At 63.7% G+C, this 26,066-nt stretch carries 21 protein-coding genes and 2 tRNA genes; 9 read left to right on the top strand and 14 right to left on the bottom strand.

The window, feature by feature from the left end:
• Positions 1-9: 9 nt before the first annotated feature.
• The 7 genes from AC1DXN_RS25505 to AC1DXN_RS25475 form a co-directional block, all read right to left on the bottom strand.
• Positions 10-1,200, bottom strand: coding sequence for a beta-ketoacyl-ACP synthase (locus AC1DXN_RS25505; protein WP_477276811.1), 1,191 nt, complete (start codon positions 1,198-1,200; stop codon positions 10-12).
• 58 nt (positions 1,201-1,258) lie between these two features.
• Positions 1,259-1,540, bottom strand: coding sequence for an acyl carrier protein (locus AC1DXN_RS25500; protein ID WP_006335407.1), 282 nt, complete (start codon positions 1,538-1,540; stop codon positions 1,259-1,261).
• Positions 1,541-1,716: 176 nt separating this feature from the next.
• Positions 1,717-2,859, bottom strand: coding sequence for a slipin family protein (locus AC1DXN_RS25495; protein ID WP_477276809.1), 1,143 nt, complete (start codon positions 2,857-2,859; stop codon positions 1,717-1,719).
• Positions 2,860-3,223: 364 nt separating this feature from the next.
• A tRNA-Asn gene (locus tag AC1DXN_RS25490) sits at positions 3,224-3,299 on the bottom strand.
• Positions 3,300-3,301: 2 nt separating this feature from the next.
• Positions 3,302-3,375, bottom strand: a tRNA-OTHER gene (locus AC1DXN_RS25485).
• A gap of 218 nt (positions 3,376-3,593) precedes the next feature.
• The gene (locus AC1DXN_RS25480; RefSeq protein WP_477276807.1) at positions 3,594-4,142 is read right to left on the bottom strand and encodes a histidine phosphatase family protein; all 549 of its coding nucleotides are present in this window, start codon (positions 4,140-4,142) and stop codon (positions 3,594-3,596) included.
• Between the two features lie 94 nt (positions 4,143-4,236).
• Positions 4,237-7,248 carry a caspase family protein gene (locus AC1DXN_RS25475; RefSeq protein ID WP_477276805.1) on the bottom strand — a complete coding sequence of 1,004 codons (3,012 nt, stop codon included), beginning with the start codon at positions 7,246-7,248 and terminating at the stop codon, positions 4,237-4,239.
• Positions 7,249-7,395: 147 nt separating this feature from the next.
• Between AC1DXN_RS25475 and AC1DXN_RS25470 the strand changes: the two genes are divergently transcribed.
• The 3 genes from AC1DXN_RS25470 (at position 7,396) to AC1DXN_RS25460 (ending at position 11,073) form a co-directional block, all read left to right on the top strand.
• On the top strand, positions 7,396-8,346 hold the full coding sequence (locus tag AC1DXN_RS25470) for an AEC family transporter (RefSeq protein WP_477276803.1): 951 nt from the start codon (positions 7,396-7,398) through the stop codon (positions 8,344-8,346).
• A 152-nt stretch (positions 8,347-8,498) separates the two neighbouring features.
• Positions 8,499-9,956 (top strand): NAD-dependent succinate-semialdehyde dehydrogenase, encoded by a 1,458-nt coding sequence (locus tag AC1DXN_RS25465; RefSeq protein WP_477276801.1) that lies wholly within the window; start codon positions 8,499-8,501, stop codon positions 9,954-9,956.
• 91 nt (positions 9,957-10,047) lie between these two features.
• Complete coding sequence (locus AC1DXN_RS25460) at positions 10,048-11,073, top strand: aldose epimerase family protein (RefSeq protein ID WP_477421714.1); 1,026 nt, start codon at positions 10,048-10,050, stop codon at positions 11,071-11,073.
• Here AC1DXN_RS25460 and AC1DXN_RS25455 read toward each other — a convergent pair.
• A complete protein-coding gene (locus AC1DXN_RS25455) occupies positions 11,070-11,990 on the bottom strand; it encodes a sugar kinase (RefSeq protein ID WP_477276799.1) in 921 nt (306 codons plus the stop codon). The two genes, AC1DXN_RS25460 and AC1DXN_RS25455, sit on opposite strands and share 4 nt — an antisense overlap.
• A 208-nt stretch (positions 11,991-12,198) precedes the next feature.
• Here AC1DXN_RS25455 and AC1DXN_RS25450 point away from each other — a divergent pair, with 208 nt between their 5' ends.
• Together AC1DXN_RS25450 and AC1DXN_RS25445 are read left to right on the top strand one after the other, a co-directional pair.
• On the top strand, positions 12,199-12,648 hold the full coding sequence (locus AC1DXN_RS25450) for a FixH family protein (protein ID WP_477276797.1): 450 nt from the start codon (positions 12,199-12,201) through the stop codon (positions 12,646-12,648).
• 7 nt (positions 12,649-12,655) lie between these two features.
• Positions 12,656-13,855 (top strand): cytochrome-c peroxidase, encoded by a 1,200-nt coding sequence (locus AC1DXN_RS25445; RefSeq protein ID WP_477276795.1) that lies wholly within the window; start codon positions 12,656-12,658, stop codon positions 13,853-13,855.
• 2 nt (positions 13,856-13,857) lie between these two features.
• Here AC1DXN_RS25445 and AC1DXN_RS25440 read toward each other — a convergent pair whose 3' ends face one another.
• Complete coding sequence (locus AC1DXN_RS25440; protein WP_107650411.1) at positions 13,858-14,310, bottom strand: Lrp/AsnC family transcriptional regulator; 453 nt, start codon at positions 14,308-14,310, stop codon at positions 13,858-13,860.
• Positions 14,311-14,472: 162 nt separating this feature from the next.
• On the opposite strand from AC1DXN_RS25440, the gene putA reads away from it, so the two are divergent.
• The gene (gene putA / locus AC1DXN_RS25435) at positions 14,473-18,084 is read left to right on the top strand and encodes a bifunctional proline dehydrogenase/L-glutamate gamma-semialdehyde dehydrogenase PutA (protein ID WP_477276793.1); all 3,612 of its coding nucleotides are present in this window, start codon (positions 14,473-14,475) and stop codon (positions 18,082-18,084) included.
• A 179-nt stretch (positions 18,085-18,263) separates the two neighbouring features.
• Here putA and hmuQ read toward each other — a convergent pair whose 3' ends face one another.
• The 5 genes from hmuQ to AC1DXN_RS25410 all read right to left on the bottom strand — a co-directional run bounded on the left by hmuQ (position 18,264) and on the right by AC1DXN_RS25410 (position 23,643).
• Positions 18,264-18,578 carry a heme-degrading protein HmuQ gene (gene hmuQ / locus AC1DXN_RS25430; RefSeq protein ID WP_477276791.1) on the bottom strand — a complete coding sequence of 105 codons (315 nt, stop codon included), beginning with the start codon at positions 18,576-18,578 and terminating at the stop codon, positions 18,264-18,266.
• Positions 18,579-18,641: 63 nt separating this feature from the next.
• Positions 18,642-19,502, bottom strand: coding sequence for an energy transducer TonB family protein (locus AC1DXN_RS25425; protein ID WP_477276789.1), 861 nt, complete (start codon positions 19,500-19,502; stop codon positions 18,642-18,644).
• 245 nt (positions 19,503-19,747) lie between these two features.
• On the bottom strand, positions 19,748-21,049 hold the full coding sequence (tolA, locus tag AC1DXN_RS25420) for a cell envelope integrity protein TolA (RefSeq protein WP_477276787.1): 1,302 nt from the start codon (positions 21,047-21,049) through the stop codon (positions 19,748-19,750).
• A 45-nt stretch (positions 21,050-21,094) separates the two neighbouring features.
• Positions 21,095-21,532 carry a hypothetical protein gene (locus tag AC1DXN_RS25415; RefSeq protein ID WP_477247879.1) on the bottom strand — a complete coding sequence of 146 codons (438 nt, stop codon included), beginning with the start codon at positions 21,530-21,532 and terminating at the stop codon, positions 21,095-21,097.
• 5 nt (positions 21,533-21,537) lie between these two features.
• Positions 21,538-23,643, bottom strand: a complete 2,106-nt coding sequence (locus tag AC1DXN_RS25410) for a TonB-dependent hemoglobin/transferrin/lactoferrin family receptor (protein ID WP_477276785.1) — start codon at positions 23,641-23,643, stop codon at positions 21,538-21,540.
• Between the two features lie 220 nt (positions 23,644-23,863).
• Here AC1DXN_RS25410 and hemP point away from each other — a divergent pair, with 220 nt between their 5' ends.
• Genes hemP through AC1DXN_RS25395 form a run of 3 tightly spaced genes read left to right on the top strand, consistent with a single transcriptional unit; the run spans position 23,864 to position 26,060 of the window.
• Positions 23,864-24,070: a hemin uptake protein HemP gene (hemP, locus tag AC1DXN_RS25405; RefSeq protein ID WP_477276783.1), complete on the top strand. Its 207-nt coding sequence runs from the start codon at positions 23,864-23,866 to the stop codon at positions 24,068-24,070.
• A gap of 29 nt (positions 24,071-24,099) precedes the next feature.
• Positions 24,100-25,161: a hemin-degrading factor gene (locus AC1DXN_RS25400; RefSeq protein ID WP_477276781.1), complete on the top strand. Its 1,062-nt coding sequence runs from the start codon at positions 24,100-24,102 to the stop codon at positions 25,159-25,161.
• Positions 25,162-25,172: 11 nt separating this feature from the next.
• On the top strand, positions 25,173-26,060 hold the full coding sequence (locus AC1DXN_RS25395; RefSeq protein ID WP_477276779.1) for a heme/hemin ABC transporter substrate-binding protein: 888 nt from the start codon (positions 25,173-25,175) through the stop codon (positions 26,058-26,060).
• Positions 26,061-26,066: the final 6 nt, after the last annotated feature.

Here is a 26,066-nt window from a genome sequence, read left to right as displayed (position 1 = left end):
CTTGAACCCTCAGTCGGCAGCGTTGACCAGCGCCAAGCCCTCGAATTGGTGATAGCCGATCGCCGTTGCAAGCACGGTCTTCGGAACGCCTTTAAATGGCTTCTCGGCAGCGGCATCGAAGGCGGGGTAGGCGGCCTTACGGTCGACGGCCAGCGCCGCCAACGCCACGGCGAAGGGAAACTGCGCTTCCTTCATGTGGCCGGTCAGCGTCGAGAAACCGCGCGCTGATATCGCCGGATTGGCGTCGAGGGCCGATTTCTCGGCTGCGGTCGCGGCATGTGCCCCGGACGCGCCGGAAATGGCGAGCAATTCGCCGTTCGGCAATGCGGCCTGCTTGATGAGCGCGGCAATGCTGGCGTCGAGTTCGCCCTGCCGGCGCCTGGCGCGCCCGGACACGACCGGGCCGAGTTCGGCATAGATTTTTCGCCCGCGGTTTGTCGCGTGTTCGCGCTGTTCCAAAACCAGGAAGGCGCCGCCGGATCCGGTCACCACGCCGCCGCCCTCTGCACCTTGCCTTTGCCAGAGTGGCTTCCAGGCGCCGCGGTGCAGATAGCCGGCCAGTTCATAGCCAAGCAGCATGTCGGAGTGTTCGGTCTGGAAGGCGCCGCCGACCAGTATATGCGTCGACTGGCCGGAGCGGATGCGCGCGGCAGCCGTCTCGACAGCGGCGACGCCTGCCCCTTCCTCACCCATGAAGGTGCGCGAGGAACCGGTCACCTTGTGGACGATCGAGATGTTGCCGGCGAGCAGGTTGGAAAGCTGGGCTAGAAACAGCGTCGGGCGCAGTTCCGTGGTCAGCTTCTCGTTGAGCAGCACGTCGCGGTCGTTGCGGCTTTCCGAAGCGGCAAGAATGGCGGCGTCGACGGCCTCATCGCGCTCGCCGCCACCGGCAGCCACCACCATGTCCATTGTCGCGCAGAGCTCGTCATTGCCCTTGATGCCGGCATCGTCCAGCGCCAGGCCGGCGGCATAGGTGCCGAGCCGCTGCCAGGTTTCCATCTGCCGCTGGTCGCCGCGCTTGACGATCTGCAGGTTCCAGTCGATCTCCGGCAGGGGATGGACGGTGTAGGGCGAGAAGCGCGCGGCTTCGAGCACGGGGGTCAGACCCGGCTGGGCGAGCTTCTGCCAGTGCGCATCCGGACCCTCTCCCAGCGAGGAGACAAGGCCGATGCCAGTGATGACGACGTCGTGGGGGCTCATGGGCGGCTGTTGTGGGTCAGGCTGCAAGGCGCGTCAAGGTCGCGCGGCTTGGACCACATCAGGCGTTCTTGGCCGCGACCAGCGCGTCGATCTTGGCGCACAGGTTCTTCATGACGAAATAGTCGTCGGTCGAAGCCTTGCCGTCATTGACTTCCTGGGTCCACTTTTCGAGCGGTACCTTGATGCCGAATTCCTTGTCGATGGCAAAGACGATGTCGAGGAAGTCGAGGCTGTCGATGCCGAGATCGTCAATGGTGTGGCTTTCAGGCGTGATGGTGTCGATATCGATTTCGCTGGTGTCGGCGATGATCTTGGCGACTTTGTCGAACGTGGTGGACAAGGGCTTTTCCTTCGGTTGCGGGCGGAATCTGTCCGCATGTGTTTGGGCGCTGTCTAATCGGTTTTTCCCGGCAGGAAAAGGCCTGATACGCCGGGCACAGATGGGATGGCCGTTTCGCGAACGCAAGAAGGGGCCGCCGGTGGCCCGGCGGCCCTTCCCATTAACGTTTCGTCAGCTCAGCTGTCGCGGAGCTTGACCAGGTCGTTGAGCAGCCCGGCCGTTCCGTTGTGGACGGTCAACCGCTCGACCTTGCCGGCGATGGTCTCCAGAGCCTCGAGCTCCTTCAACCGCAGCATCACCGGGTTCTCGGCCATCACCCTGGCCGTGTTGAGCAGCGAACGCGTTGCGTTCGTCTCCTCGCGGCGGCGGATGATGTTGGCCTCGGCCTGCTTTTCGGCCGACACCACCTGGTTGAGGATCTCGCGCATCTCACCCGGCAGGATGACATCCTTGAGGGCGATATCGCTGACCTCGACCCCGATCTCGGCCATGTCGGTACGGACCTTGCCGGCAGCCTCCTCGTCGATCGTCACCTTCTTTTCGAGGATCTGATCGAGCGTGAGCGCTCCTAGGGCCTTGCGGAAGGCATACTGGAGGGCGCGGTAGAGGGCTTCGGAGAAGTCCTTCACAGCGCTCACCGCCTTGACCGGGTCGACGACCCGGTATTCGGCGGCGATGTTGACGCGGATCGTGACGCGATCCTTGGTCAGCACTTCCTGTCCGGCGACATCGAGCGACTGGCGCTTGAGGTCGACGACCTTGATCTGCACCATGCGTCCAACGTTCCAGAAGCCATGCACGCCCGCCGTCAGCGTGCGCACAAGGGCGCCGTCGACGAAGAGCAGTCCGGCCTGACCGTCGACGACCGGATGGACGGACATCAGTTCCGTCTTCCTGCTCTGGCCGAGCCGGCGCATGACCGCCGGGTCGATCGCGAGATCGGTAGCGGTGTCGATCACCGTCACATTCCACGGTCCGGCATCGGTCCACAGCACGAGCTTGCGATCGGGCGCCAGAACGGCGTGGAGGTTGCCGTCACGCTCGATGATTGCGACGTCCGTGCGCCCGGTGCGAACGACGGTGAAATGACGCGCGGCCACATCCGGGAGCTTGTCGAACAACGCCTTCTCGTACGCCGAAACGAATTCCGGGTTCTTCAGATCGTGCCGGAACACCTCTAGGCTCTGGCGCCGGTTGGCGAGCCAATGCTCACCCGGCAGCAGCACAGCCTTGATCTCCCCCTTGTAGAGGGTGATGGCACGTTCGTTTTCCTTTACGAGGACGCGCTCGCGTCCAAGAACCTTATCGAGAATGGTCATTGTCATTACTCCTGTCGGGCATGGCCCCATGCGAGGCGTCACGTCATGCGTCGATCATCCTTTCGTTTCTCGTTTCACGTCGTCTCTCTGCTTCCTGGTCCGGACACGAATGATCCGGAGACTGGTGGCATCAATTCGCAGCGGGCCTTCGGGAGCGGATCGCGAGGCAGCGAAGCGGGCGCCGGAGGCCAAAGCCACCCTTGCCGGCAACGCTGCGCCTTGATCGTCACCGCGGCCTGGCCGCGAGCCGATGGCGTCAGACCCTTCAGGTCCGGCCCGCACCCGAAGGCTTGAGCCGTCCGTCAGGTCTTCGGCATTCCAGTCCCCGGACCGTTTTCAGATAACACCTGCATGGTGCTTGGCTTGGAAGGCCAATGGAGAAGGAATCGAACCTTCGACAGTCAGATTAACAATCTGATGCTCTACCAAACTGAGCTATCCGTGGTGCAAACGGCAGGAATCGAACCTGCGACCTCCGGACCCAAATCCGGCGCTCTACCGCTGAGCTACATCCGCGATCCCAATCCCCGAAACGGCGCCGTACACAGGGTGGCAATGCCGCCTGCGCGGGCGGAGACAAAAGCTCCAACCGTTGTGCTCGCTTCGGTTTTCGTGACCGGGAGCGCGCCTATAGCCCCTGCGACGGGTTGTCGCAAGCGGCATTGTCGTGGCGGATTTGCGGCTTCTTTCAGTGGTTGTATTTCGGCAACACCTGCCTGTGGGCGTTCGCGCCGTCAGAAGGTGACGCGGCCGAGCACGCGCAAACCATCGCCCTGCGGCTCGACCACCACCGCTTCCCCTTCGCGCGGCGAGATGCCGGTCAGTGCCACGATGTTTTCGAGGTGGGTGACCATGACCAGATTGTCGGAGCCGGAATAGCCGCGAATCTCGGTCATGATCGCGGCGATCTGGGCGGCTTTCTCGGTCGCGTCGGTCTTCAGAAGATCGAGCGGTGCGAAGGGTTCCGGCTCGGCTTCGAAGGCGATGCGGGCAGTGTCGAGGCAGCGGCAGTAGCGGCTGGACAGCACGCGCTCGATGGGTGCGGCGCGGGCGGCAAACAGCGCGCCGATCTTGCTTGCCTGCTGCTGGCCGCGTGCCGAGAGGTTGCTCTGGGTGGCGCATTTGGTGATGTCGAAATTTGCCGGATCGGTGGTGCCGGTGACCATTGCGTGGCGAAGCAGCACGACATGTCCGCCATCAGCCAGCAGCGCCCAACCGGCATCCGTTGCCTGGGCCACGGCGGGAATGACCAGCAGAAACAGTGCCAGGGCAAGTCGAAGCATCAGTTATCTTTCTCCCGGTCGCCGGCAGGCGGGTCCGGTGACAGGCATATAGGGACGGCAAAGCCGGGTGAAAGACAAGCGCAGGGGCTGAGGTCTATTTCTTCGCCATCTGCTTCTTCACCAACTCGATCTTCTGGTCGGTCAGCGCGATGGGGGCAGGGTAGCCGGCTTCGGCAAAGCCCAGCTTGGCGTTTTCGAAGAACTCGATGGCCTTCTGGTATTCGGCATTGCCGCCGCCATAGCTGCCGCGATTCCAGCTGACGTCGCCGAGATTGTTCTGCTGGAAGGCCCATTGCATCGGCAGGCTCTCACGGGTGAACACTTTGAGCGTCGCCGAAAAGGCGGCTTCGGCGTCGTTCAGATATTTGTCGGTGCGTTCGAGGTTGCCGAGATTGAGCAGGCTCATGCCGATGCCGTTCTGTGCGTTCGCCCAATCGACGGGTGCGGTCTCGAAAGTCAGCACCTCCAGTGCTGCCCGTCGCGCGGCGATCGAATCGGCCAGGGTCTTGGGATCGGCATTGCTCATGCTCAGCCAATGCAGCGCCGAACCGAGGCCGGCTTGCGCCAGCGCCCATTGCCGCGGCGTCGTCTCGCGCTTGTACTCGCGCAACGCATCACGATAGGCCTCGATAGCATCCTTGTAGTGCTCGGGCTTGTCGGACAGGCCGCCGAGCAGTTGCAGCGTGTTGCCGAGATTGTAGTGCGTCATCGCCCAGTCGAGCGGGAAGTCCTTCTTGGTGTAGACCCGCCGCGCCGCCCGGAAAGCAGAGGCCGATTGATCGAGCTTCGCCGGATCGAGGGTACGCTGGCCGAGCGTCTGGTAGATCGAGCCGAGATTGTTTTGTGTAGACGCCCAATCCATCGGAAAACGCTGACGCGTGAAGATGGTCAGCGCATCGCCATAGGCTGCCGCGGCTTCCTCGAGGTTGCCGGTGCCGAGTTCGAAACGGGCGGCACTGCTGAGCGCATTGCCGAGATTGAGCCGGCTGGTCGCCCAGGAGATCGGGAAGGTCTCGCGCGTTCGTATCTCGAGGGCGGCGCGGAAGGCGTTGGCCGCCTCGGTGATTTTCGCCTTGTCGTTGCGCAGCGTGCCCAGCGAAACCAGCGTGTTGCCGAGATTGTTCTGCACCATGGCCCACTGCACAGGCGCCTTTTGCCGCGTGTATTCTTCGAGCGCCAGCCGATAGGCGGCTTCCGCCTCGGTCATATGCTCGCCGCCCGGCTCGCGCTCCGAGAGCGCGTAGAGCGCCAGGCCGAGATTCATCTGCGAAGCGGCCCAGTCCAGCGGGACTTTTTCACGCGGGCGCTTGTCCAGCGTCGCGCGCATCGCGGCAACCGCTTCGTTCAGGCGCTTCGGGTCGCTCTCGCGCTCGCCGATCTTCAACAGCACATTGCCCAGATTGTTCTGGGCGGCGGCCCAATTAAGGTCGTCCTTGTCACGCTCGAACACGGCCAGCGAAGCACGGAAAATGTCTGCCGCCTCTTCCAGCCTTGCGGTGTCGGTCTCGCGCTCGCCGATGGTCTGCAGCACCACCGCCATGTTGTTGCGGGTAATCGCCCAGTCGCGATTCTGTTCGCCATTGGGAATGAAGTTGAGGATGACATGGTAGGCGTCGATGGCGCGCTGCAGAGCGTCCTTGTCGCCTGTGGCATCGCCGTGGGCACCCAGCGCCTCAGCCTCCTGGTTCTTGTAGTTCCAGCGCAGTTTGTCGTCCCATTTCTCGACCAGCGAAAACGCCCTGCCGTAGTCGTTGGCGGCGGATTGGTAGTCGAAGACCAGCGCTGAGGCGTCGGCCCGCCTGGCATAGATGGCGGCGTCGGCAATGCGCTTGCGCTTCACCAGATCCTCTGCCTGGTCGACCGCGCCGCTGCCCTGCTCGACTCGGCCCACTGCGTCATCGAGGAATTTGCGCGCCGTGACGATGGCGCCCTGGCCGATGGCCTTGTCGGCGGAAGCGACCAGGCGCTTGATCTCGGGATCGTCGGTGCGCAAGGCATCGCGCTCGGAAACCATCTTCTTCAACCGCTCGGCCTGCGTGTCGAGCAGCTTTTGCAGGTCGGTCGGATCCTCGGGGATCTTTTCGGTGCCGAGCGCCTTCAACACGCCATAGAGCGCATCGAGCGGCACGCCGTCCTGCAGCGAGGCCAGTTCCACTTGCGCCCGCCTGGGGTCGGGCAGGTCGGAAATGGTCAGCAGCAATTGCCGCCGCTCGCCGGTGATCAGCCCGTCATCGCCGGTCGGCTCCGGCGGCGCGACGCCGAAATAGAGCAGCCTGCGCAGGCTTTCATTGACCCAGGGTCGCTGCTTCGCCCTGGTGTCGAGATAGACTTCTTCCGTCACCATGCGCATGACCGAGCCGAATTCGGTGCCTTTCATCGCCGCGAGGTGGCGCAGCAGTGCTGCCGCATAGGGGCTGTTTTCGCCGACGGCGCCATCCAGTGCCGGGCGTCCCGGCTCGGCGGCGAAGCCGATCACCGTGCCGAGGTTTTCCGTTGCTGCTGGCGCATCGCCGAGCGCCTTGGCGCCGCGCACCGGCTCCAGCCCGCCGGCGCCGATCGGCGACGCTGAGCCCGTCGGCGCCCGGCGCACGACAGCATCCGGCGGAAACGGGTTGGTGCGGCAGGCGTCGAGCAGCATGATCGTCACCGGCACAGTCTTCTTCAGTTCGTCCATGACGGCGGAAATCGGCACCAGCGCCTCATCGGCATTCTTGAGCGACGATACGTCGGCATCGACCGGCACCAGATAATTCTCGCCGCCGGCCTCGATGCCGTGGCCGGAATAGTAGATGAAGGCGACATCGGCTCCCTCGGCATCCTCGACGAAACGTTCGAGGTCGCGCTTCAGCTTGGCGGCATCGCGATCGGTGACGCTGCGGGCATCGAAGCCGAGATCGGTCAGCATCTTGGCCATGTCGCGGGCGTCGTTGGCCGGGTTGGCAAGGGCGGTGATGTGCTCGTATTTCGACTGGCCGATGATCAGCGCCACGCCCTTGAGGCTCGTCTCCGCAACCGCTAGCGCCGTCGCGGCAACGCAAAGCATCGCTGCGACGAAAGCCGTCAGCCATGCCTGTCTGAAATGACGCTGTTTCGGCGTCGCGACCATTCGCTTTGTGTCCGCCCCGATGTTCCCAAGCCTGTATAGCGCTGCCACCCGACCATGATCAAATTCAGGCGCTGGCCGAATTGAGGATCGGCTTGCGAGGGATAGGGCGATTGCGCTGCCATCCGGGCTCGCCTATCACCGAAAAGAATGTCGCCGCTCACTGAAACCGTTCTTTTCGTCTTCAGCCTCGTCGCGCTCGGCTATCTCACCGGGCTCACCGGCTATTTGAAACCGGCCAGCGGGGACGGCATCTCCGAATTCGCCATCAACGTGGCGATGCCGCTGCTGCTGTTTCGGACGATGGTGAATTCCGATTTCCACGGCGTGGCGCCCTGGTCGCTGTGGGGTGCTTACTTCACGGCAGTGGCAATCACATGGGCCGCCGGCCATCTGGTGACGACGCGGGTCTTCGGGCGGGACGCCCGCACCGGCATCGTCGGTGGAGTGTCGTCGTCCTTCTCGAACGTGGTGTTGCTGGGCATTCCCTTCGTTCTCGGTGTATTCGGATCCAGCGGATTCGAAGTGCTGTCGCTGCTCGTTTCCGTGCATCTGCCGACCATGATGATGGCTTCAATCGTCATGTTCGAGATATTTGGCCGCGGTGGCAGCGAGCCCGTGCACCCGCTGCGCATCATCCAGAGCTTTCTGAGAAGACTGTTCGCCAACCCCTTGATCATCGGCATTCTCGCCGGGCTGGCATGGCGCCTCACCGGCGTGCCGCTGCCGAACCTTGCCACGCGGCTGGTCGATGCGCTGGCCAACACGGCCGGGCCGGTGGCGTTGTTTGCGATGGGGCTCAGCCTGCGCCGTTTCGGCATTTCCGGCAACATCCGGCCGGCGCTGGCGCTGTCGGTCTTGAAACTGTTCGTGATGCCGGCGCTGGTGCTCGGCCTGGTCTGGCTGCTTGGCCTGCCGCCATTGACGGCCAAGGTGGCGGTCGTGGTGGCGGCACTGCCATCCGGCGTCAATTCCTATCTGATCGCCGTGCAGTTCAGCACCGGCCAGGCGCTGGCGTCGAACCAGATGACCATCGCGACGGCCAGCGCGGTCGTTACAACTGCCTTCTGGTTGACGGTGGTTGTCCACGTCTTCGGCTAGTTTGGCGCTGGCCCAACCCCTATATGCCATATTGCGATTGCTTGCCGGGCTTGCCCTAGGTAAAGAGCAGTGGCTCCAGCGTGCGGGATAGCGCACGCTTACCGAATATCTCGAGAAACCGGCCCGTCAGAGCGCCGAACGGAGGCTAGACCATGCTTCAGAAAACCAGCCATTTCATGCGGCAGGCCAATCTCATCAACGGCGAATGGGTGCAGGCCGATAGCGGCCAGACGGTCGACGTCAACAATCCGGCCACCGGCCTCAAGATCGGCACCGTGCCGAAATCGGGCAAGGCCGAGACCCACCGCGCCATCGATGCCGCCGCCACCGCCTTCAAGACATGGCGCAAGACCACTGCGCTCGAGCGCTCGAAGCTGCTGCGCAAGCTGCACGACGCGATGATGGACAATCAGGACGTGCTGGCCGAACTGCTGACCATCGAGCAGGGCAAGTCGCTGTTCGAATCCAAGGGCGAAATCGGCTCGGCCGCGTCCTACATCCTGTGGTTCGCCGAAGAGGGCCGCCGCACCTATGGCGACGTCGTGCCGTCGCCGTGGGCCGACCGCCGCATCCTGGTGACCAAGGAGCCTGTCGGTGTCATCGCCGCCATCACGCCGTGGAACTTTCCGTCGTCGATGCTGGCGCGCAAGCTCGGCCCGGCGCTGGCCGCCGGCTGCACCGCCGTCGTCAAGCCAGCGTCGCAGACGCCTTATTCCGGCCTTGCCTGGGGCGCGCTGGCCGAAGAGGTCGGCTTCCCCAAGGGCGTCATCAACATCCTGACCGGTTCTGCCAGCGAGATCGGCGACGAAATCTGCGCCAACCCGCTGGTCAGCAAGATCACCTTCACCGGATCGACCGAGATCGGCAAGATGCTGATCCAGAAGTCTTCCGTCACCGTCAAGAAAGTGTCGATGGAACTCGGCGGGAACGCGCCGTTCCTCGTTTTCGACGATGCCGACATCGAGCGTGCCGTCGCCGGCGCCATCACGGCCAAGTATCGCAATTCCGGCCAGACCTGCGTGTGCACCAACCGCTTCCTCGTGCAGGCCGGTGTCTACGACAAATTTGTCGAGAAGCTGGTCGCTGCCAGCAATGCGCTGAAGGTTGGCTCGGGCCTGGAAGAGGGCGTGCAGCAGGGGCCGCTGATCGACGAGAAGGCCGTCGAGAAGGTCGAGGAATTCATCGCCGACGCCACGTCCAAGGGCGGCAAGGTCGTTGCCGGCGGCAAGCGCCACGCGCTTGGCGGCTCGTTCTTCCAGCCGACCGTCATCGCCAATGCGAAGCCTGACATGCGCTTTATGAAGGAAGAGATTTTTGGCCCGATCGCCCCGGTGTTCAAGTTCGAGACCGAGGAAGAGGCCATCGCGCTCGCCAATGACACAGAGTTCGGTCTTGCCGCCTATTTCTACACCGGCGATCTCGGCCGCGCCTTCCGGGTCATGGAGGGCCTGAAATACGGCATGGTCGGCGTCAATGAAGGCCTGATCACCACGCCGGAAGCGCCGTTCGGCGGCGTCAAGGAATCGGGCCTTGGCAAGGAAGGCGGACATCAGGGCATCGAGGATTATCTCGACACCAAATATGTCTGCATCGGCGGCCTCGGCCTCTAGGAAACATCGAGGGCAGGGCAGGCCATGCCTGCCCTTGCCAGACGACATTCAGCCGGCCTAAGTCCATGGACCAACCAACCGACGTATGGGCATAGCGATGAAGGACGGCGAGGTTTTCGGCACGACGCAAGCGGGCGAGGATGTCCGCCGCTTCACCATCAAGGGGGGCGGTCTCACCGCCAACATCATTGGGCTGGGCGCAATCCTCCAGGATCTGCGCCTGGCCGGACACGACGCACCGCTGGTGCTCGGCTACGATCGTTTTGCTCCCTATGAGACGGACAGGGCCTTCTTCGGCGCGGTCGTCGGACGCTACGCCAACCGTATCGGCGGTGGCCGCTTCACCATCGCCGGTAAGCGTTATGATACGGAGCGCAATTTTCTCGACAAGCATACGCTGCATGGCGGCTCGCAAGGCTATTTCCACCGGCCGTGGACGGTGTCGCTGCACGGCAAGGATTTCGTCACGCTGACGCTGCACGACCCCGACGGCACGATGGGCTTTCCCGGCGCACTCGACGTGACCTGCACCTACCGGCTGAAAATTCCCGGCACGCTCTCGATGGAACTGACCGCGAYCTGCGAGGAACCGACGCTGTGCAACCTTGCGCAGCATTCCTATTTCAATCTCGATGACGGTGGCGCCGGCGACATCCTCGACCACCGGTTGATGCTGAATGCCGGCGCCTATACGCCGGTCGACAGCGAACTGATCCCGACCGGTGTGGTCAAGCCGGTCGACGGCACTCCCTTCGATTTCCGTCAGGCGCGGCCGCTGCGCATGGAGACCGAAGGAGAGCAGCTTGCCTACGACCAGAACTTCTGCCTCGCCGCGACGCGTGGGCCGCTCAAGCAGGCATCCTGGGCGCAAGGGGCGAATTCCGGTGTCGAGATGGAGGTCTGGACCACGGAACCCGGCATCCAGCTCTATATCGGCCAGCACGTGGCGCCGTCCTCGCCGGGATTGGGCGGACGTCGCTACAAGGCTTTTTCAGGATTCTGCCTGGAATCGCAGGTGTGGCCGGATGCACCCAACCGTCCGTATTTCCCGCAAGCTACGCTATGGCCGGGCCAGATCTATCATCATGTGACTGAGTATCGGTTCCGTCTGCCTTAGGCCCCGAAAGCAGCCCGTAGCGTCTCGAACGGCGCCAGCGCGCCGCGCACCTGCACGACGGCTGCAGCAACGCGATGTGCATGCTTTGCGGCCTCGGCCGGGGCGTGGCCGGCAAGCCGGGCAGCGAGATAACCGCCGTTGAAGGAATCGCCGGCGCCGGTGGTGTCGACCGGGGTGGCGACATGGACCGCCGGAACAGGCTGCAAATTCGCGTTTTCGGCGATCAATGCCGGTAACTCACCGTTCTTGACGACGACCTCACTGATCAGCTTTCCAAGCCGTTCGGCGGTCACATTCGGTGTCGTATCGCCGAACAGCATCTGTTCGTCGGGAAAGGTCGGCAGTGCGATGTCGGTGACGGCGAGCGCTTCGAGGATCGCTGCTTGCGCGTCCTCGCGGCTTTGCCACAGGCGCGGCCGGTAGTTAGGATCGAAGGCGACAAGCGAGCCGGCTTCGCGCGCCTTGGCGACCGCCGCCAGCATGGTCTTGCGCGCGCCAGCATCCAGAATTGCCAAAGTGATTCCGGAGAAATAGACAAGCGCCTGGTTTTCAAGGCTTTTCGCCAGGGCGGCTGGGTCCGAGGCAAGCCGCCGCGCCGCTGCATCGCTGCGCCAGTAGGTGAAGGCGCGTTCGGCGCCGGTCAGCGTGATGGCGTAAAGGCCGGGCCGGGCGCCCGGTATGACCGGGCTGGCGCCGATGCCAATGCCGTTCTCGGCGAAGAAAGTGATCTGGCCCTGCGAAAACGGATCGTCGCCGAAGGCCGAGACATAGGTCGCCGGCCGTTCGCCGCTCAGCGCGTGCAGCGCCCACAGCGTGTTGAAGGTGTCGCCGGCAAAGCCCATGCGCCAGTTCGGCCCGGTCTGGCCCGAAAGCTCAAGCATGCACTCACCGATTGAAGCGACGCCGTTTGCTGCCATCTGTTTTTCTCCTGGTGCATGTCGCCCAAAAGTGTGTAGCGGTTTTGGGGTAACGACATGCACAAACCAAAGAGCCGGTGCTGTAGCTTTTTGCGACCGGCAGCGCCATGCTTGGCGGCAGCGGATTTTTGCGCCAGAAGCGTTTTCCCACAGGTGCGGTGGGACGCGAATTGCTCCCTGAGACGTTATGTTTGGAAAAGGAATCGGTTTGGCATCATTATGGCGTTATCTTCTCGCGGGGCTTGGTCTTGCTGCCTTGCTGGCCGGCATTCTCGCAATCGTCTATCTGACCGCGCCGCGGTCGGCGCAGTTCGCCGGCCTCGACATATCCCGGTCGAAAACCACGGCGAGCGGCTTGTTCGTGGCAAGCTTCCAGCCGGAGCGCGGTGTCGTGCGGCAAGGCGAGTTGCAATCCTGGCTGCTGACACTGAAGACGGTCAAGGGCGCGCCGGTGGAAGGGGCTGCGATCACGGTGTCTGGCGGCATGCCACAGCACAGTCACGGCCTGCCGACCAGCCCGCAAGCGACCGACTATCTTGGCGACGGGCGCTACCGGATCGACGGGTTGAAATTCACCATGAGCGGATGGTGGCAATTGCGCTTCGCCATCTCGGCGGCGGCCGGTTCCGACACCGTCGTCTTCAACGTGGTGCTGTGAGTTTTAGATGAGCCGCTTTTCGCGATGTCTCGCACTAATGGTGGTGGCGATGCTTGCCGGTTGCGGCAAGCCGCAGTTTTCCGACGCCGAGAAGGAAACCATCGCCTCGCTGGCACTGAACACGCTGCCGCCGCTGAAGACCGACACCACCAACCGCTTCGCCGATGTGCCGGCCGCAGCCGCGCTCGGTTCGACGCTGTTCTTCGACACCGGGATGAGCCGCGACGGCACGGTCTCCTGCTCGACCTGCCACAAGATCGACCGGCAGTTCCAGGATGACCTGCCGCAAGCGGTCGGCGTCGGCCGCACCAACCGGCGCAGCATGCCGCTGGCCGGGGTGGCGCGTGATCCATGGTTCTTCTGGGATGGGCGGCGCGACAGTCTTTGGGCGCAAGCGCTGACGCCGCTGGAAAATCCGCTCGAACATGCCGGAAACCGCGCCGCCTATGTGCATTACATCAAGAAGCGGTTTGGCGAACGCTACGAGCGCATCTTCGGGCCGTTGCCAGACCTTTCGACCGTGCCGGCCAATGCCAGCCCGCTCGGCACCGATGCCGAGAAGGCCGCCTGGAAAGCCATGCCCGCTGCCCAGGCCGAGGACGTCAACCGCGTCTTCGCCAATATTGGCAAGGCGATCGCCGCCTTCGAGCGGTCTATCGAGCCGCAGCAGACGCGCTTCGACCGCTTTGCCATCGATCTGGGGGCAGCGGCTAAGCCGGAGGGCGATGATGCCTTTTCGCCAGAGGAAATCCTTGGGCTAAAGCTGTTCATCGGCAAGGCCAATTGCGTGACCTGCCACAACGGCCCGCGCTTCACCGACAACAGCTTTCACAACACCGGGGTGCCGCCGGTTGCGGATCTGCCGCCCGATCGCGGCCGTATCGACGCGGTGGCACAGGTTGAGGCCGACCCGTTCAACTGTCTGGGCGCTTTTCGCGACGGCGACGACAGCGCCTGCGGAGAACTGCGCTTCATGGTCAAGACAGGACCGGAACTGATCCGTGCCTACAAGACGCCGTCGCTGCGCGGCGCCGCCACCCGTCCGCCTTACATGCATGCCGGGCAGTTTTCCTCACTCGACGAGGTGGTGGCGCACTATGACAAGGCGGCGCCAAGCGTCGAGGGGACATCCGAAGTTCACCCGCTGCAGCTTTCGGACCGCGAGCGTGCGGCGCTGGTGGCGTTTTTGAAAACGCTGGCGGAGTAGGCTTACCGGTCCTTGACCGTCTCCATCGCCACGAAAGTCGAGGTCTGGGCGACGTGGGGCAGAGCCGAGATCCGCTCGCCGAGCACGCGGCGATAGGCGGCGATATCGGTGGTGCGGACCTTGAGCAGATAGTCGAAGCTCGACGCCATCATGTGGCACTGCTCGATTTCCGGCACGGCCTGCACCGCGCGGTTGAAAGCGTCGAGCGCGGCCGAGCGCGTGTCGGACAATTTCACTTGGACGAAGGCGACATGACCTTCGCCCATGCGCTCGCGGTCGATGATCGCCTGATAGCCCCTGATGTACCCGTCCTTCTCCAGCCGCTTCACCCGCGCTTGCACCGGCGTCTTCGACAGGCCGACCTTGGCGGCGAGTTCCGACATGGAAAGCCGCCCGTCGCGCGCCAGCGCCGACAGGATGTTTCGGTCTATGCGGTCCAATTGGTCTTCGGTCATCGAAATCATGGTCTATCTGGCTGAAATTTGACCTTATCATAGATCAATCGACCTATCCTGTCGATTTCTTTGGACCGATTGAGATACTGGTTTGTGCTAGCTTGCGCCATTCGGTCCGGTGACCGCCGGCCCGCTCCCTAACACTCGCTCCACAGGATCGCCATGCCCGCGCTCGATGCCATCCGTCAGCAGATTCGTGCCAACTATTTGCCCGACGAAGACCAGGCGGTGAAGCGGCTGGCCGAGGCGACGGGGCTGTCGACAAAGGACCGCGACGCGATCTCGACCCGCGCCGCCGATCTGGTGCGGGCGGTGCGCGGCTCGTCCGATCCAAGGCTGATGGAGGTGTTCCTCTCGGCCTACGGCCTCTCCACCAAGGAAGGCGTGGCGCTGATGTGCCTGGCCGAGGCGCTGCTGCGCGTGCCCGATACCGAGACGATGGACGACCTCATCGCCGACAAGATCGCGCCGCACGACTGGTCGGCGCATTCGGGCGGTTCAAGCTCCATTTTCGTCAATGCCTCGACCTGGGCGCTGATGCTGACCGGCCGCGTGCTCGACGAAGGCGAGGGCGGCATCGAAGGCACGCTGCGTTCGATGGTGCGCCGGCTGGGCGAACCGGTCATCCGCAAGGCGGTGGCTGCTGCCATGCGCGAAATGGGCGAACAGTTCGTGCTTGGTCGCACCATCACCGAGGCCGTCAAGCGCGGCCGGCCGATGACGCAGAAGGGCTATCTGTATTCTTTCGACATGCTGGGCGAGGCTGCCCGCACCGAGGCCGACGCACTGCGCTATCTCAAGGCCTATGCCGACGCGATTTCCTCGCTCGACTCCGGGTCCAACGGTCCCGACATCCGCCAGAACCACGGCATCTCGGTCAAGCTGTCGGCGCTGCATCCGCGCTACGAGGTGGCGCAGAAGGAAAAGATGCTGCCGGTCATGGCCGAGCGGCTTTTGTCATTGGCACTCGCGGCGCGGCATTCGCGCATGGGCCTGAACATCGACGCCGAGGAAGCCGACCGGCTCGATCTGTCGCTCGACGTCATCGAAAAAGTGCTGGCCGAGCCGGAGCTGGCCGGCTGGAACGGCTTTGGCGTCGTCGTCCAGGCCTATGGTCCACGCGCGGCCTTCACCATCGACTGGCTCTACGCGCTGGCGAAGAAGTACGACCGCAACATCATGGTGCGGCTGGTCAAGGGCGCCTATTGGGACACGGAGATCAAGCGGGCGCAGGCGCTCGGGCTTGGCGGCTATCCGGTCTTTACCCGCAAGGCCAACACCGACGTTTCCTACATGGCCTGCGCGAAGAAGCTGTTGTCGATGACCGACCGCATCTATCCGCAATTCGCCACCCACAACGCCCACACCGTCGCCGCCATCCTGTCGATGGCTGATAACCGCGATGCCTTCGAGTTTCAGCGCCTGCACGGCATGGGCGAGGCGCTGCACGAGACGGTGCGCCAGGCCGAGGGCACGCGCTGCCGCATCTATGCGCCGGTCGGCGCGCATTCCGACCTCTTGGCCTATCTGGTCCGGCGGCTGCTGGAGAACGGCGCCAACTCCTCCTTCGTGCATCAGTTGACCGACGAGGAGGTCGAGCCTGAGGACATCGCCCGCGATCCGCTCGAAACGGTGGAGAACCAGGGCCAGGCCGCCAATCCGGCGATCGCTCGCCCCTCAGCGATTTTCGGCGCGAGCCGCAGCAACTCAAAAGGCTTCGACATCACCGATACGGTGTCGCTGGCCGCGATCGAGAAGGCCAAGGCAGGATTTGCCGGCTCGGAGCGCTGGCATGCCAAGCCGATCACCCGCGCCGCCGGCTACGGCAAGCAGAGGCCGATCGTCAATCCGGCCAAGCCTGACGAAATTGTCGGCACCGTCAGTGAGGCCGCCGCCAAGCAGGTCGCGACCGCGGTGCGCTTCGCCGTGGAGGCGCAACCGGCCTGGGCAAAGCGTCCCGTCGCCGAGCGCGCCGCCATCCTCAACCGTGCCGCCGACCTCTATGAGGCCAATGCGGTCGAGTTCTTCGCGCTCGCCACCCGCGAGGCCGGCAAATCGCTGGCCGACGGCGTCGCCGAAGTGCGCGAAGCCGTCGACTTCCTGCGCTACTACGCCACCGAAGCAGCCAACAACGAAGCGGGCACGCAAGCGCGCGGGGCGATCGTCTGCATCTCGCCGTGGAATTTCCCGCTCGCCATTTTCACCGGCCAGATCGCCGCAGCACTCGTCACCGGCAATTCGGTGATCGCCAAGCCGGCCGAGCAGACACCGCTGATCGCCTTCCGCGCCGTCGAATTGCTGCGCGAGGCCGGTGTGCCGGAAGACGTCATCCAGCTTCTGCCCGGCGACGGCCCGTCGGTCGGCGGGCCGCTCACCGCCGATCCGCGCATCGCCGGCGTCTGCTTCACCGGCTCGACCGAGGTCGCCAAGCTGATCGAGAAGCAATTGGCCGAGACCGCCGCGCCCGACGCCATGCTGATTGCCGAGACCGGTGGCCTCAACGCCATGATCGTCGATTCCACCGCGCTGCCCGAACAAGCCGTGCGCGACATCCTTGCCTCGGCCTTCCAGAGTGCCGGCCAGCGCTGCTCGGCGCTGCGCGTGCTCTATGTGCAAAAGGACGTCGAAAAGAAGATGCTGGAGATGCTGAAGGGCGCGATGGAAGCGCTCAGCATCGGCGATCCCTGGCAGATTTCGACGGATGTCGGCCCGGTCATCGACGACGAGGCGCAAGCTTCGATCCGCGACTATTGCACCAGGATGGGGCTGCAGGGCCGACTGATCGCCAAGCTCGAAGCGCCGAAGGATGGCCGCTTCGTCGCGCCGCACGTCTTCCGGGTTAAAGGTATAGAGGAAATGGAGCGCGAGGTGTTCGGGCCGGTGCTGCATGTCGCCAGCTTCGACGCCGACAAGATCGACGCGGTGATCGCCGAGATCAACCGCAAGGGCTATGGCCTGACCTTTGGCCTGCACACCCGCATCGAGGGTCGCGTCCAGCATTTCGTCGACGGCATCCATGCCGGCAACATTTATGTCAATCGCAACCAGATCGGTGCCGTCGTCGGTTCGCAGCCCTTCGGCGGCGAGGGGCTTTCCGGCACCGGGCCGAAGGCCGGCGGCCCGCACTATCTCCGCCGCTTCCGCAAGGGGCCGGAGGCCGGTACGCATCTTGCCGAAGGCCACAAGGTGACGGCGACCGAGCTTGCCGACAATCTGCCCGACCCGACGCTTGGCGGCTGGTCGACGCGGCCCGACCGCGTCGCCATCCTGCGCAAGCATCTGCGCGGTAAGGGTGCGGCAGCCATCGGCGCTGCCGCCAGCATCGATTTCGGCCAGGTCGACCTGCCGGGGCCGACAGGCGAAGCCAACACGCTGTCGCTGTCGCCGCGCGGCCGCGTGCTCTGCCTCGGTCCTGACGGCGATACGCTGCTTGCCCAGACGATCCAGGCGCTCGCCGCCGGCAATGCCGTGCTCGCCGTCGCGCCTGGTGCTCCTGCAGCGCTCTCGGCGCTGACTGGCAAGGGCCTGCCTCTGGCGGCTATAGACGGCCGGCCCGATCCGGTCGAGGCGCGCTCGCTGCGGGTCGACGTCGTCGCCTTCTCGGGCACGCCTGAGGCAGCTCGCATCGTGCGCAAGGTCATTGCCGACCGCGCAGGACCGATCGTGCCGCTGGTCAGCGAAGTGCTCAACCCGGCGGCCTATGCGCATGAGCGCGCCGTCTGCGTCGACACCACGGCAGCGGGCGGCAATGCCAGCCTGCTGGCCGCGGCTTAGGGTGCATTGATATTCAGGTGATGCCGGCCTGCAAACGATGGTTTCCTGCGCTTCCGGTGCTCACGGACTTCAAGTACGCTCCGCTCCGGTTCTCGGAAACCATCGTTTTCGACTCGGCCTGACCTGAATCTCAACACACCCTAACCGTCAGCGGAGGTCTGGCCTTAGCGCGTTAGCGGTTAGGCGCCTTCGACGACCGAGAACCCCTCGAATTGGGGGTGACCGAGATAGTGCACCTTGCTGGAACCGGCGTTGCGATGCGCGGCACGGAAATTCTCGGATTTGGTCCAGGCGACAAAATCCGCATGGCTCGCCCACACCGTGTGCGAAGCAAACAGCGTATAGCCCTCTTCGTCGTTGACCGGGCCGCGCAGCAGATGGAATTCCTTGAAGCCCGCCATTTCCGAAAGTGTCGAGTCGCGTCCCTTCCAGACGTCCTCGAAGGCGACCTCCGAGCCGTTCTGGACCTTGAAGCGGTTCATGGCGATGTACATTGGCTGTCCTTTCGGGATGGGTGAATGTGTGACGTGATGAGGGTTTGAGACGGTGAGGCGGAGCTAGTACGGACCGATCCGCGCCCTGAACACCCAACTTGACCTGCCGATCTCCGGTGGAATGGCCGGGAACGGCGCCTGCTGGCGCACCAGCGTCAAAGCGAATTGATCGAGCTCCGCGGACCCTGAGCTTTCGGCAAGCTGTATGTCGCCGATGCTGCCGTCGGCCATGACGACGAAAACAACCCTTGCATTGTTGCTGGCCTTGGCTTGTACCGATTTCGAAACACGACGGTTGGCGCGGGCAAGCTTCTTCTGGATTTCACCGCTGTAGCGGGATTCTATCGCATTGCCTGCTGCGCCCTGCTTCTTGCCCGTGCTGGACGTCACCGCGTCACGTTCCTCGCCATCCGCCGCACCGCGCGCGTCATTGGTTTCGCCCACGCCGCCAGAACCTGTCGTGCTTGGCCTTGCGGTCGGGATCGGCGGCTGTCCGATATCGGCAGGAGGCGCCTCGGCGCTTTCGGTCGGAGTAACCGGCTCTGCCGGCGTTTCAGCTTTCGGGGCCACGCTCTGCTCGTCATGGCGTGGGGTGTCGGCCGTCAGTATGTCCGGCGCGGCGGTGGGTTGTTCGACCGCGGGCGGCAGGGGCGCGGGGGGCTGCGCGGCCATTTCCTTGGCGGGCTGCTCGGCAGGCGGCTTGGGCTTCACCTGAGGCTTGGCGGGCTGCGGGTCGGGCACCACGGTAACCTCCATCACGCCAGGGGCCTGGCCATCCAGGGCGCTGCCGACCACGTTGGCGCCTGATTGATCGGCACCCTCCATCTGGATTGCATCCCTGGACTCGAATGTGCCGGCGGGTGTGATGAGAAAAGCCGCCGCTACCGCGACATGGAGCAGGCAGGAGACGATGATCGCCGCCATCCATTTGCGGCTGATGGCTGACGGCCGCGCTGACGCAAGCGGCTCGGCTGGCGTGATCGCCAGTTCGCTGCCGGCATCGGGGAGGGGGCTGGTTTCTTGCATGTTTCGCGGTGAGACCTGCCGCGAGCGGCGTGGACTTGTCAAATCAAGATCGGTTGCCAGCGGCAACGCGCCAACCACCAAAGGCCACGCCACGGTGTTTCGCGCGAATATGGATTCCAATCCCGAAGCGGACACCATCGGGTTCAGCGCGCAAGGCCGAGCGGTAAGGCGAACGCCCAGCTCGATCGGCCGGCATCCGTCGGGATGGGCGGGAAGGGGGCCGCGAGGCGTATGACCGCGAGGGCCGCCGCATCGAGTTCGGGCGAGCCGGAACTGCGCGCGATGCGGATGCCGCCGACCCCGCCATTGGCATCGACGGTGAAGCTCACCTGGACATCGTTGCGCGCCTTTGCCCGCGCGGAACTCGAAATGCCACGCAACGCGCGCCGCAGTTTTGCGACCACTTTGCCGGGATAGTTGGACACGGAAGCATTGCCAATGCCTGACTTGCCGCCCTGGCTTCTGGTCGCCGTCTTGCCGTCGGTCTGCCCCTCGGCGACGCCGCGCCTGGCATCGGCTTCATTTTGGCCGCCGGAGCCGGACCTGGCCTGTTTGGCAGGCACCTTTTCCGTCTTCTTCAGCGTCTCAGCCTTCTGCGCCTTCTTGATCGGCCTCTTCACCGGCTCGGCTTTCCTGGTTTTCGCAGGCTGAGGCTTCGCCGGGTGCGGCTTTTTCTCCACCGGCGCCGGTTGTGGCTCCGTTTCGGGCGTGACTTTTTCGAGGGTTTCGACCGACGCCGTTTTTTCGACAGCGGTTGCCTCGACGGTCGTGGTCGACTGCTCGGCGGGCTTCTGGACGGAATTGTCGTCTTCGACCGCCTGATCGACCGTCTGAATCTCGGGCAAGGGATTGACGGCCATCGCTGGCTCGTCGGGGACAGGATCGACGCGGTCGGGCGCGGATTTGGGCCGATCCGGCGGTTCCCGCACGGGTTCCAGCGTCGCCGTGGCCGCCGCTTCTGCTTCAGCGGTTTCGACCGGCTGGGCCGTTTCCGTCGCCGCGACCGGTTGCGCCTCCACGGTCTCCACCGGCTTGGGGGCAAGCATGGTGACCAGCGTCACCTCAGCCGCTTCCGGCAGGGCATCTGTCATGTCGCCGGCGGCCGACTGGTCGTCGGGCGCGTTGCCGAGCAACATGATTCCGGACTGGTCGGCGCCTTCGATCAGGATCGGCTCATCGTCGGTGGCCAGGAAGGCCATTGCCGCCGCCGCATGAAGGACCAGTGAGAAAACCACGGCGGCCTTCCATTTGCGCCTTGGCTGCCTGGTCCGCGTGCCGCCCAGCGGCTCGGCTGGTATGGTGGTCAGCTCGCCGCTGGCGTCCGTAATGTAGTTCTTCTCCGGCGTGTCACGCAGCGAAGACTGCAGCGAGCCGTGCGGAATGGTGAAATCGGGATCGTCCGGTTCCAGCGGCAAAACAAAGGGCCCGGCCAGGGGCCAGGCCACGGTGTTTTGCGAGAATTTCGGTTCGAACCCCAATCCCGCCCCCTGTCACAGGCCGAAGGCGATGCCGGTCTTGGTCGCGGTCTTCAGACTGCGCAGGCATGTGGCCGGCTCTATGCCGGCGCCCGCGCACTCCGTCGCGCTGTTGATCAGCACGCGGCCAAGTTTGGTGCAGTCGGTGCCGGCGAGATCGAAACGCGTCACCTTGGTCTTACCCGCCGGCAGGTCCTTGAAATCGAGGACGGTCAGCCGGTCGACCACGCCCGCATGGTTGAACAAGGCGATCTCGAACGCCGCCTTGGACAGGTCGGCGCCGAGATTGTTGGCAACCACGAATGTCAGCCGGCAACCCTTGTCGGAGGGTTGCGCGCCGTTGAGCTCGAGCGAGAGCCCTAGGCCCGGCGCCTCGGCTTGCGCTGGGCCGGCCACGGCGGCGACAAATGTCGCTGCGATCAGGAAGGATGTCATAGCCGCCGTGATGCTCATCGTTCTCACCAGTCCAGTTGTTTTGCCAATGTCAGCTTGAAGGTCCGGCCCTTGGCGTAGTCGAGCGCGATCGCGTCGCGGTAATAGGCATTGAAGATGTTGTTGATGCCGAACTGCGCCTGCCAGCCTTCGAACTGGCCGGATTGCGGCTTCCACGATGCGAACAGGTCGACAGTGGTCCAGGCGTCGGCTGGAACCACGGTAGCGCTCGGTGTTGCCGACGAAGATGCCGTGCCCTGGATGCTGTTAGGCGCCTCGAAGGCGTGGGTCACCCTGCCGCCGAACTCCAGATCGCGATCCGGCATGCGTGCGCCCAATGAAAGTACGATCTTGTGCGCCGGAATGGTCGAGAGCGGCTTGCCGTAATTCAGGCCGGGCGTCAGGTTCTCGCCCTTCACGCCGGTATAGGCAAGGTTGGCGAAGACGTAGTCTGAATCGTAAGCGCCCTCGATCTCAACACCGTAGATCCGCGCCTTGCCGACATTGTAGAAGTAGCGGGAAGCGCCGGTCGCCGTCAGCTGGATGAGATCGGTGAGGTCGTTGTAGAAGCCGGTCGTCTTCAGGCTCAGCGCGTCGCCCTCCTGGAAAATGTCGTTGCCGGAAGTGGTGAACCCGACTTCGTAATTGTTGGATTTTTCCTTTTTCAGGTCGACGCTGACGCCCTTGGACCAGGTGTAGAGTTCGTCAAGCGTCGGTAGCCGCTCGGCGTGGGCAATGGAGCCGAACACGCCGAAATTGTCGTTGACCTTGTAGAGCGCCGCGATCTTCGGCGACCAGGCCTGATCGTTGACGTCGACCGCATTGCCGAGCGATTCGGCGGCTTCGCCGGGCTGGCGCCAGACGAAATCGCCGCGCATACCGGCGATCAGCGTCAGCTTTTCGTTCCAGACATATTCGTTCTGCACGAACGCGCCGAGCTTGTTGTCGGTGCCTTCCGGATGAGTGCTGATGGCGTCGCCGGTGCCGGTGATGAGCTGGCTGACCCCGATGCGATCCTGGTGGCTGGCCTGCACGCCATAGGTCAGGAAATTCTGATAGGCTTCGCCGCTGAATTCGGACGTATTCTGCAGATTGGCTTGCCAGGTGCGATAGCCGTAATCCGCATCGATGATGTTCGAACCGGCCAGCGTGCCGTTGCGCTGTTCCACCGCTGTGTCGGAATAGGAGATGTTGGCTTTGATATCGAGCCACGGATTGTCGCTGACCGGGTTCTCGTAACTGAGGATCGCCGTGCTGTCGACGACATGGCGATCGACCGTGCCGAATGCCGCCTGGGTGCCGGTCTGGGCGTAGGCCTGGTTGTCGGCATCGCTGTCCCAGCGCTGGTAGGAGAGGCGAACGACCTGCTCGTTGTTGTCGCCGAAATGCGCCGTTCCCTTCATCAGTCCCGACCAGGCGTTGAAATCCGAACCCAGAAGCTTGGTGCCGTTGCCCAGCGTGAACTCGTCGGCGGTGCGATAATTGCCTGTCGCGAGGAACTCCACATTGTCGTTGAGGCGGCGGGCATAGATGGCCGAGCCGAGCAGCCCATTGCCGTTGGTCTCATAGGAGCTCTTCAGCCGCAACGCGTTGTTCTTGCCGTCCTTGAGGAAGTCGGAAGCGTCCTTGGTGACGAAATTGATGACGCCGCCGAGCGCGCCCGAGCCATAGAGCGTCGAGGAGGCGGGTCCGCGCAGCACTTCGACCTTCTTGTAAAGCTCGGGATCCGAGAAGAACGAGCCCATCCGGTACTGCTCGTAGAATTTCTGCGCGCCGTCGACATTGACGATGATGCGGGAGCCGTCGGCCGAGTTCTCGGTAGAGCCGATGCCGCGAATGTTGAAGGCTTCGCCGAAGACGCGCTCGCTGCCGACCATGGTTACGCCCGGTACCGACTTGAACAGCCCGCCGGTCGTCTCGGCTTGTTCGCGATCGATGTCGTCCTGATTGAGAACCGTCACCGCCTGTGGCGTGTTGATGGCGATCTTTTCAGCGCCGGCGCCCAGCACCAGCTGCTGCAACAGGGTCACGCGCCCCTTTTTCTCCGCTTCGTTGGTCGTGGCTTCCTGGGCCTCTGCGCCATGCATCCCAACCAATACCGTCACCGCCGCTCCGCTCAGCAGAGCAGCCATATTCCTTGCCACCGGCCCCATAACCCCACTCCAAATTCCAGGTTCAATGCTGGCTGGCGTGGGGCTCGCTGGCATTTTTCATTCGATCCGGCGTCTTAAATGTTGACTCATTTAGTCCGGTATTGCACTGACTAGTAAACATGATTATTCGAGTCAAGAAATGAATCGGCATTTTTGCAACGCATAGCCAGATGCCCGGCACAGAAAGGGATCGAACCAGATGAACACGCACAATCCCAATGACTTCCGCTACCGTGTCCGCCGTCCCGAAGATGCTTCGGCTCGTTTCGACCGGGTGCCGCTGGCGGTCAGGACCTTGTCCTCAAACATGCTGTTCCAGGGCGAGCATGAAATCGGCATCGAACATCACGGCGCGCTCTACCGGCTCAAGATCACCCGCCAGGGCAAGCTCATCCTCAACAAGTAGGCTTTCGAGAACAGCAGGGGCTAAGAACCATGGATCAGCGGGTGGTACCATCGCCGCATGAAATCCGGCGGGCGCGGACCGACAATCCGAAGACGCGCGAGCGTGATCTTGCCGCCCAACTCGGCATTTCGGAAGCCGAGCTTGTCGCGGCGCATTGCGGCGACGGCGTCGTTCGCATCGAGCCGCGCGTCAACGATCTTCTGACCGGTCTCGATGCCGTCGGCGAGTTGATGGCGCTGACCCGCAACGAAAGTGCGGTGCATGAGAAGATCGGCGTCTACGACAAGGTCGTCACCGGCGACCACAATGCCATGGTGCTGGGCGAAAACATCGACCTGCGCATCTTCCCGAAAATCTGGGCGCATGGCTTTGCCGTGGAAAAGCGCGACGACGGCGAGATCCGCCGCAGCCTGCAGTTCTTCGACGCGGCGGGCGAGGCGGTGCACAAGGTGCATCTGCGGCCCGCGTCCAACCTCTATGCCTACCAGAAGCTGGTCGCCGGGCTCGAATCGTCGAACCAGGGGCCGACAGTGATGATTTCGGGCGGTGGTACCGAGGAGGAGACCGAGCTGTCGGACAACCCCACAAGCATCGACGATCTGCGTGATCGCTGGAGCCGGCTGACCGACGTGCACCAGTTCTTCGGCATGTTCAAAACACTGAAACTCAGCCGCCGCCAGGCGGTGCGCATGGTCGGCCAGGACTACGCCTGGCTGGTCGACAATGACGCCGTCAGTGCCATGTTCCATCATGCGGCCGCGGGCGCCATGCCAATCATGTGCTTTGTGGGAAACCGCGGTTGCATCCAGATCCATTCCGGCCCGGTCAAGTCGATCAAGCCGATGGGGCCGTGGATCAACGTGCTCGACGAGACTTTCCACCTGCATCTGCGGACCGACCACATTGATGAGGTCTGGGCCGTGCGCAAACCGACCAAGGACGGCCATGTCACCTCGCTCGAGGTCTATGGCGCCGACGGCAAGATGATCATCCAGTTCTTCGGCAAGCGCCATGAAGGCCAAGGCGAGCGCGACGACTGGCGGTTCCTGGCCGAAAACCTGCCGCGCATTCCAAGCCCGACAGTAGCCTGAGGACAACGGCAATGATTTCATTTTTCAGGTTGATGTTGGCGCCGGCGGTTGGTCTTGCCCTGGCTGCTGGTGCGCTTCCGGCCAGCGCCGCCGAAGGCAAGGCTGTCTTTTCCGACCCGTCGAAGATCGCCGCCATCGGCGGTTCGATCACCGAGATCGTCTATGCGCTGGGCGAGCAGGGCCGTCTGATTGCCCGCGATTCGACCAGCCGCTATCCGGAAGCGGCGCTGAAGCTCCCCGATGTCGGCTATATGCGTCAGCTGTCGCCGGAAGGCGTGCTTTCGGTCAACCCGTCGGGAATACTGGCGCTGCAGGGCAGTGGCCCCAAGGAAACCATCGACGTGCTGAAAAAGGCGAACGTCCCCTTTATCGAGGTGCCCGACCGCTTCGACAATGAAGGCATAATCGAAAAGATTCGCGTCGTCGGGAAGGCGCTTGGCGCCGATGCCAAGGCCGAGGTGCTGGCGGCGGACGTCGCCGCCAAACTGCAGGTAGCGGAGAAGCAGACCGCCTTGATCAAGGAGCGCAAGCGCGTGCTGTTCGTGCTGTCGATACAGGGTGGCAAGATCCTGGCGTCCGGCAGCAACACCGCCGCCGACGGAATCATCAAGCTGGCTGGCGGCGTCAATGCGATCGAAGGCTTTAGCGGCTACAAGCAACTCTCCGACGAGGCGCTCGTCACCGCCAGGCCGGACGTCATCCTGATGATGAACAATGCCGGGCCGGCGACATCGGACGACCAGCTGTTCGCCATCGCGTCGGTCTCCTCGACGCCGGCAGGCGCCGCCCGCAAACTGATCCGCATGGATGGCGGCTATCTCCTGGGTTTCGGCCCGCGCACGGCCGACGCCATCCACGACCTCGCCGTCTCGCTGTATGGCGGGCAGGTCACGGACTGAGCAGGC

The organism is Mesorhizobium sp. P2_H9 (assembly GCF_056403215.1).
This window is presented reverse-complemented; position numbering and strand designations above follow the sequence as displayed.

Coding starts and splice junctions, on each gene's coding strand:
- AC1DXN_RS25505 (WP_477276811.1), bottom strand. CDS start 1,200: ATGAGCCCCCACGACGTCGTCATCACTGGCATCGGCCTTGTCTCCTCG.
- AC1DXN_RS25495 (WP_477276809.1), bottom strand. CDS start 2,859: ATGACCATTCTCGATAAGGTTCTTGGACGCGAGCGCGTCCTCGTAAAG.
- AC1DXN_RS25480 (WP_477276807.1), bottom strand. CDS start 4,142: ATGCTTCGACTTGCCCTGGCACTGTTTCTGCTGGTCATTCCCGCCGTG.
- AC1DXN_RS25475 (WP_477276805.1), bottom strand. CDS start 7,248: ATGGTCGCGACGCCGAAACAGCGTCATTTCAGACAGGCATGGCTGACG.
- AC1DXN_RS25470 (WP_477276803.1), top strand. CDS start 7,396: ATGTCGCCGCTCACTGAAACCGTTCTTTTCGTCTTCAGCCTCGTCGCG.
- AC1DXN_RS25465 (WP_477276801.1), top strand. CDS start 8,499: ATGCTTCAGAAAACCAGCCATTTCATGCGGCAGGCCAATCTCATCAAC.
- AC1DXN_RS25455 (WP_477276799.1), bottom strand. CDS start 11,990: ATGGCAGCAAACGGCGTCGCTTCAATCGGTGAGTGCATGCTTGAGCTT.
- AC1DXN_RS25445 (WP_477276795.1), top strand. CDS start 12,656: ATGAGCCGCTTTTCGCGATGTCTCGCACTAATGGTGGTGGCGATGCTT.
- AC1DXN_RS25440 (WP_107650411.1), bottom strand. CDS start 14,310: ATGACCGAAGACCAATTGGACCGCATAGACCGAAACATCCTGTCGGCG.
- putA (WP_477276793.1), top strand. CDS start 14,473: ATGCCCGCGCTCGATGCCATCCGTCAGCAGATTCGTGCCAACTATTTG.
- hmuQ (WP_477276791.1), bottom strand. CDS start 18,578: ATGTACATCGCCATGAACCGCTTCAAGGTCCAGAACGGCTCGGAGGTC.
- AC1DXN_RS25425 (WP_477276789.1), bottom strand. CDS start 19,502: ATGGCGGCGATCATCGTCTCCTGCCTGCTCCATGTCGCGGTAGCGGCG.
- AC1DXN_RS25415 (WP_477247879.1), bottom strand. CDS start 21,532: ATGAGCATCACGGCGGCTATGACATCCTTCCTGATCGCAGCGACATTT.
- AC1DXN_RS25410 (WP_477276785.1), bottom strand. CDS start 23,643: ATGGCTGCTCTGCTGAGCGGAGCGGCGGTGACGGTATTGGTTGGGATG.
- hemP (WP_477276783.1), top strand. CDS start 23,864: ATGAACACGCACAATCCCAATGACTTCCGCTACCGTGTCCGCCGTCCC.
- AC1DXN_RS25400 (WP_477276781.1), top strand. CDS start 24,100: ATGGATCAGCGGGTGGTACCATCGCCGCATGAAATCCGGCGGGCGCGG.
- AC1DXN_RS25395 (WP_477276779.1), top strand. CDS start 25,173: ATGATTTCATTTTTCAGGTTGATGTTGGCGCCGGCGGTTGGTCTTGCC.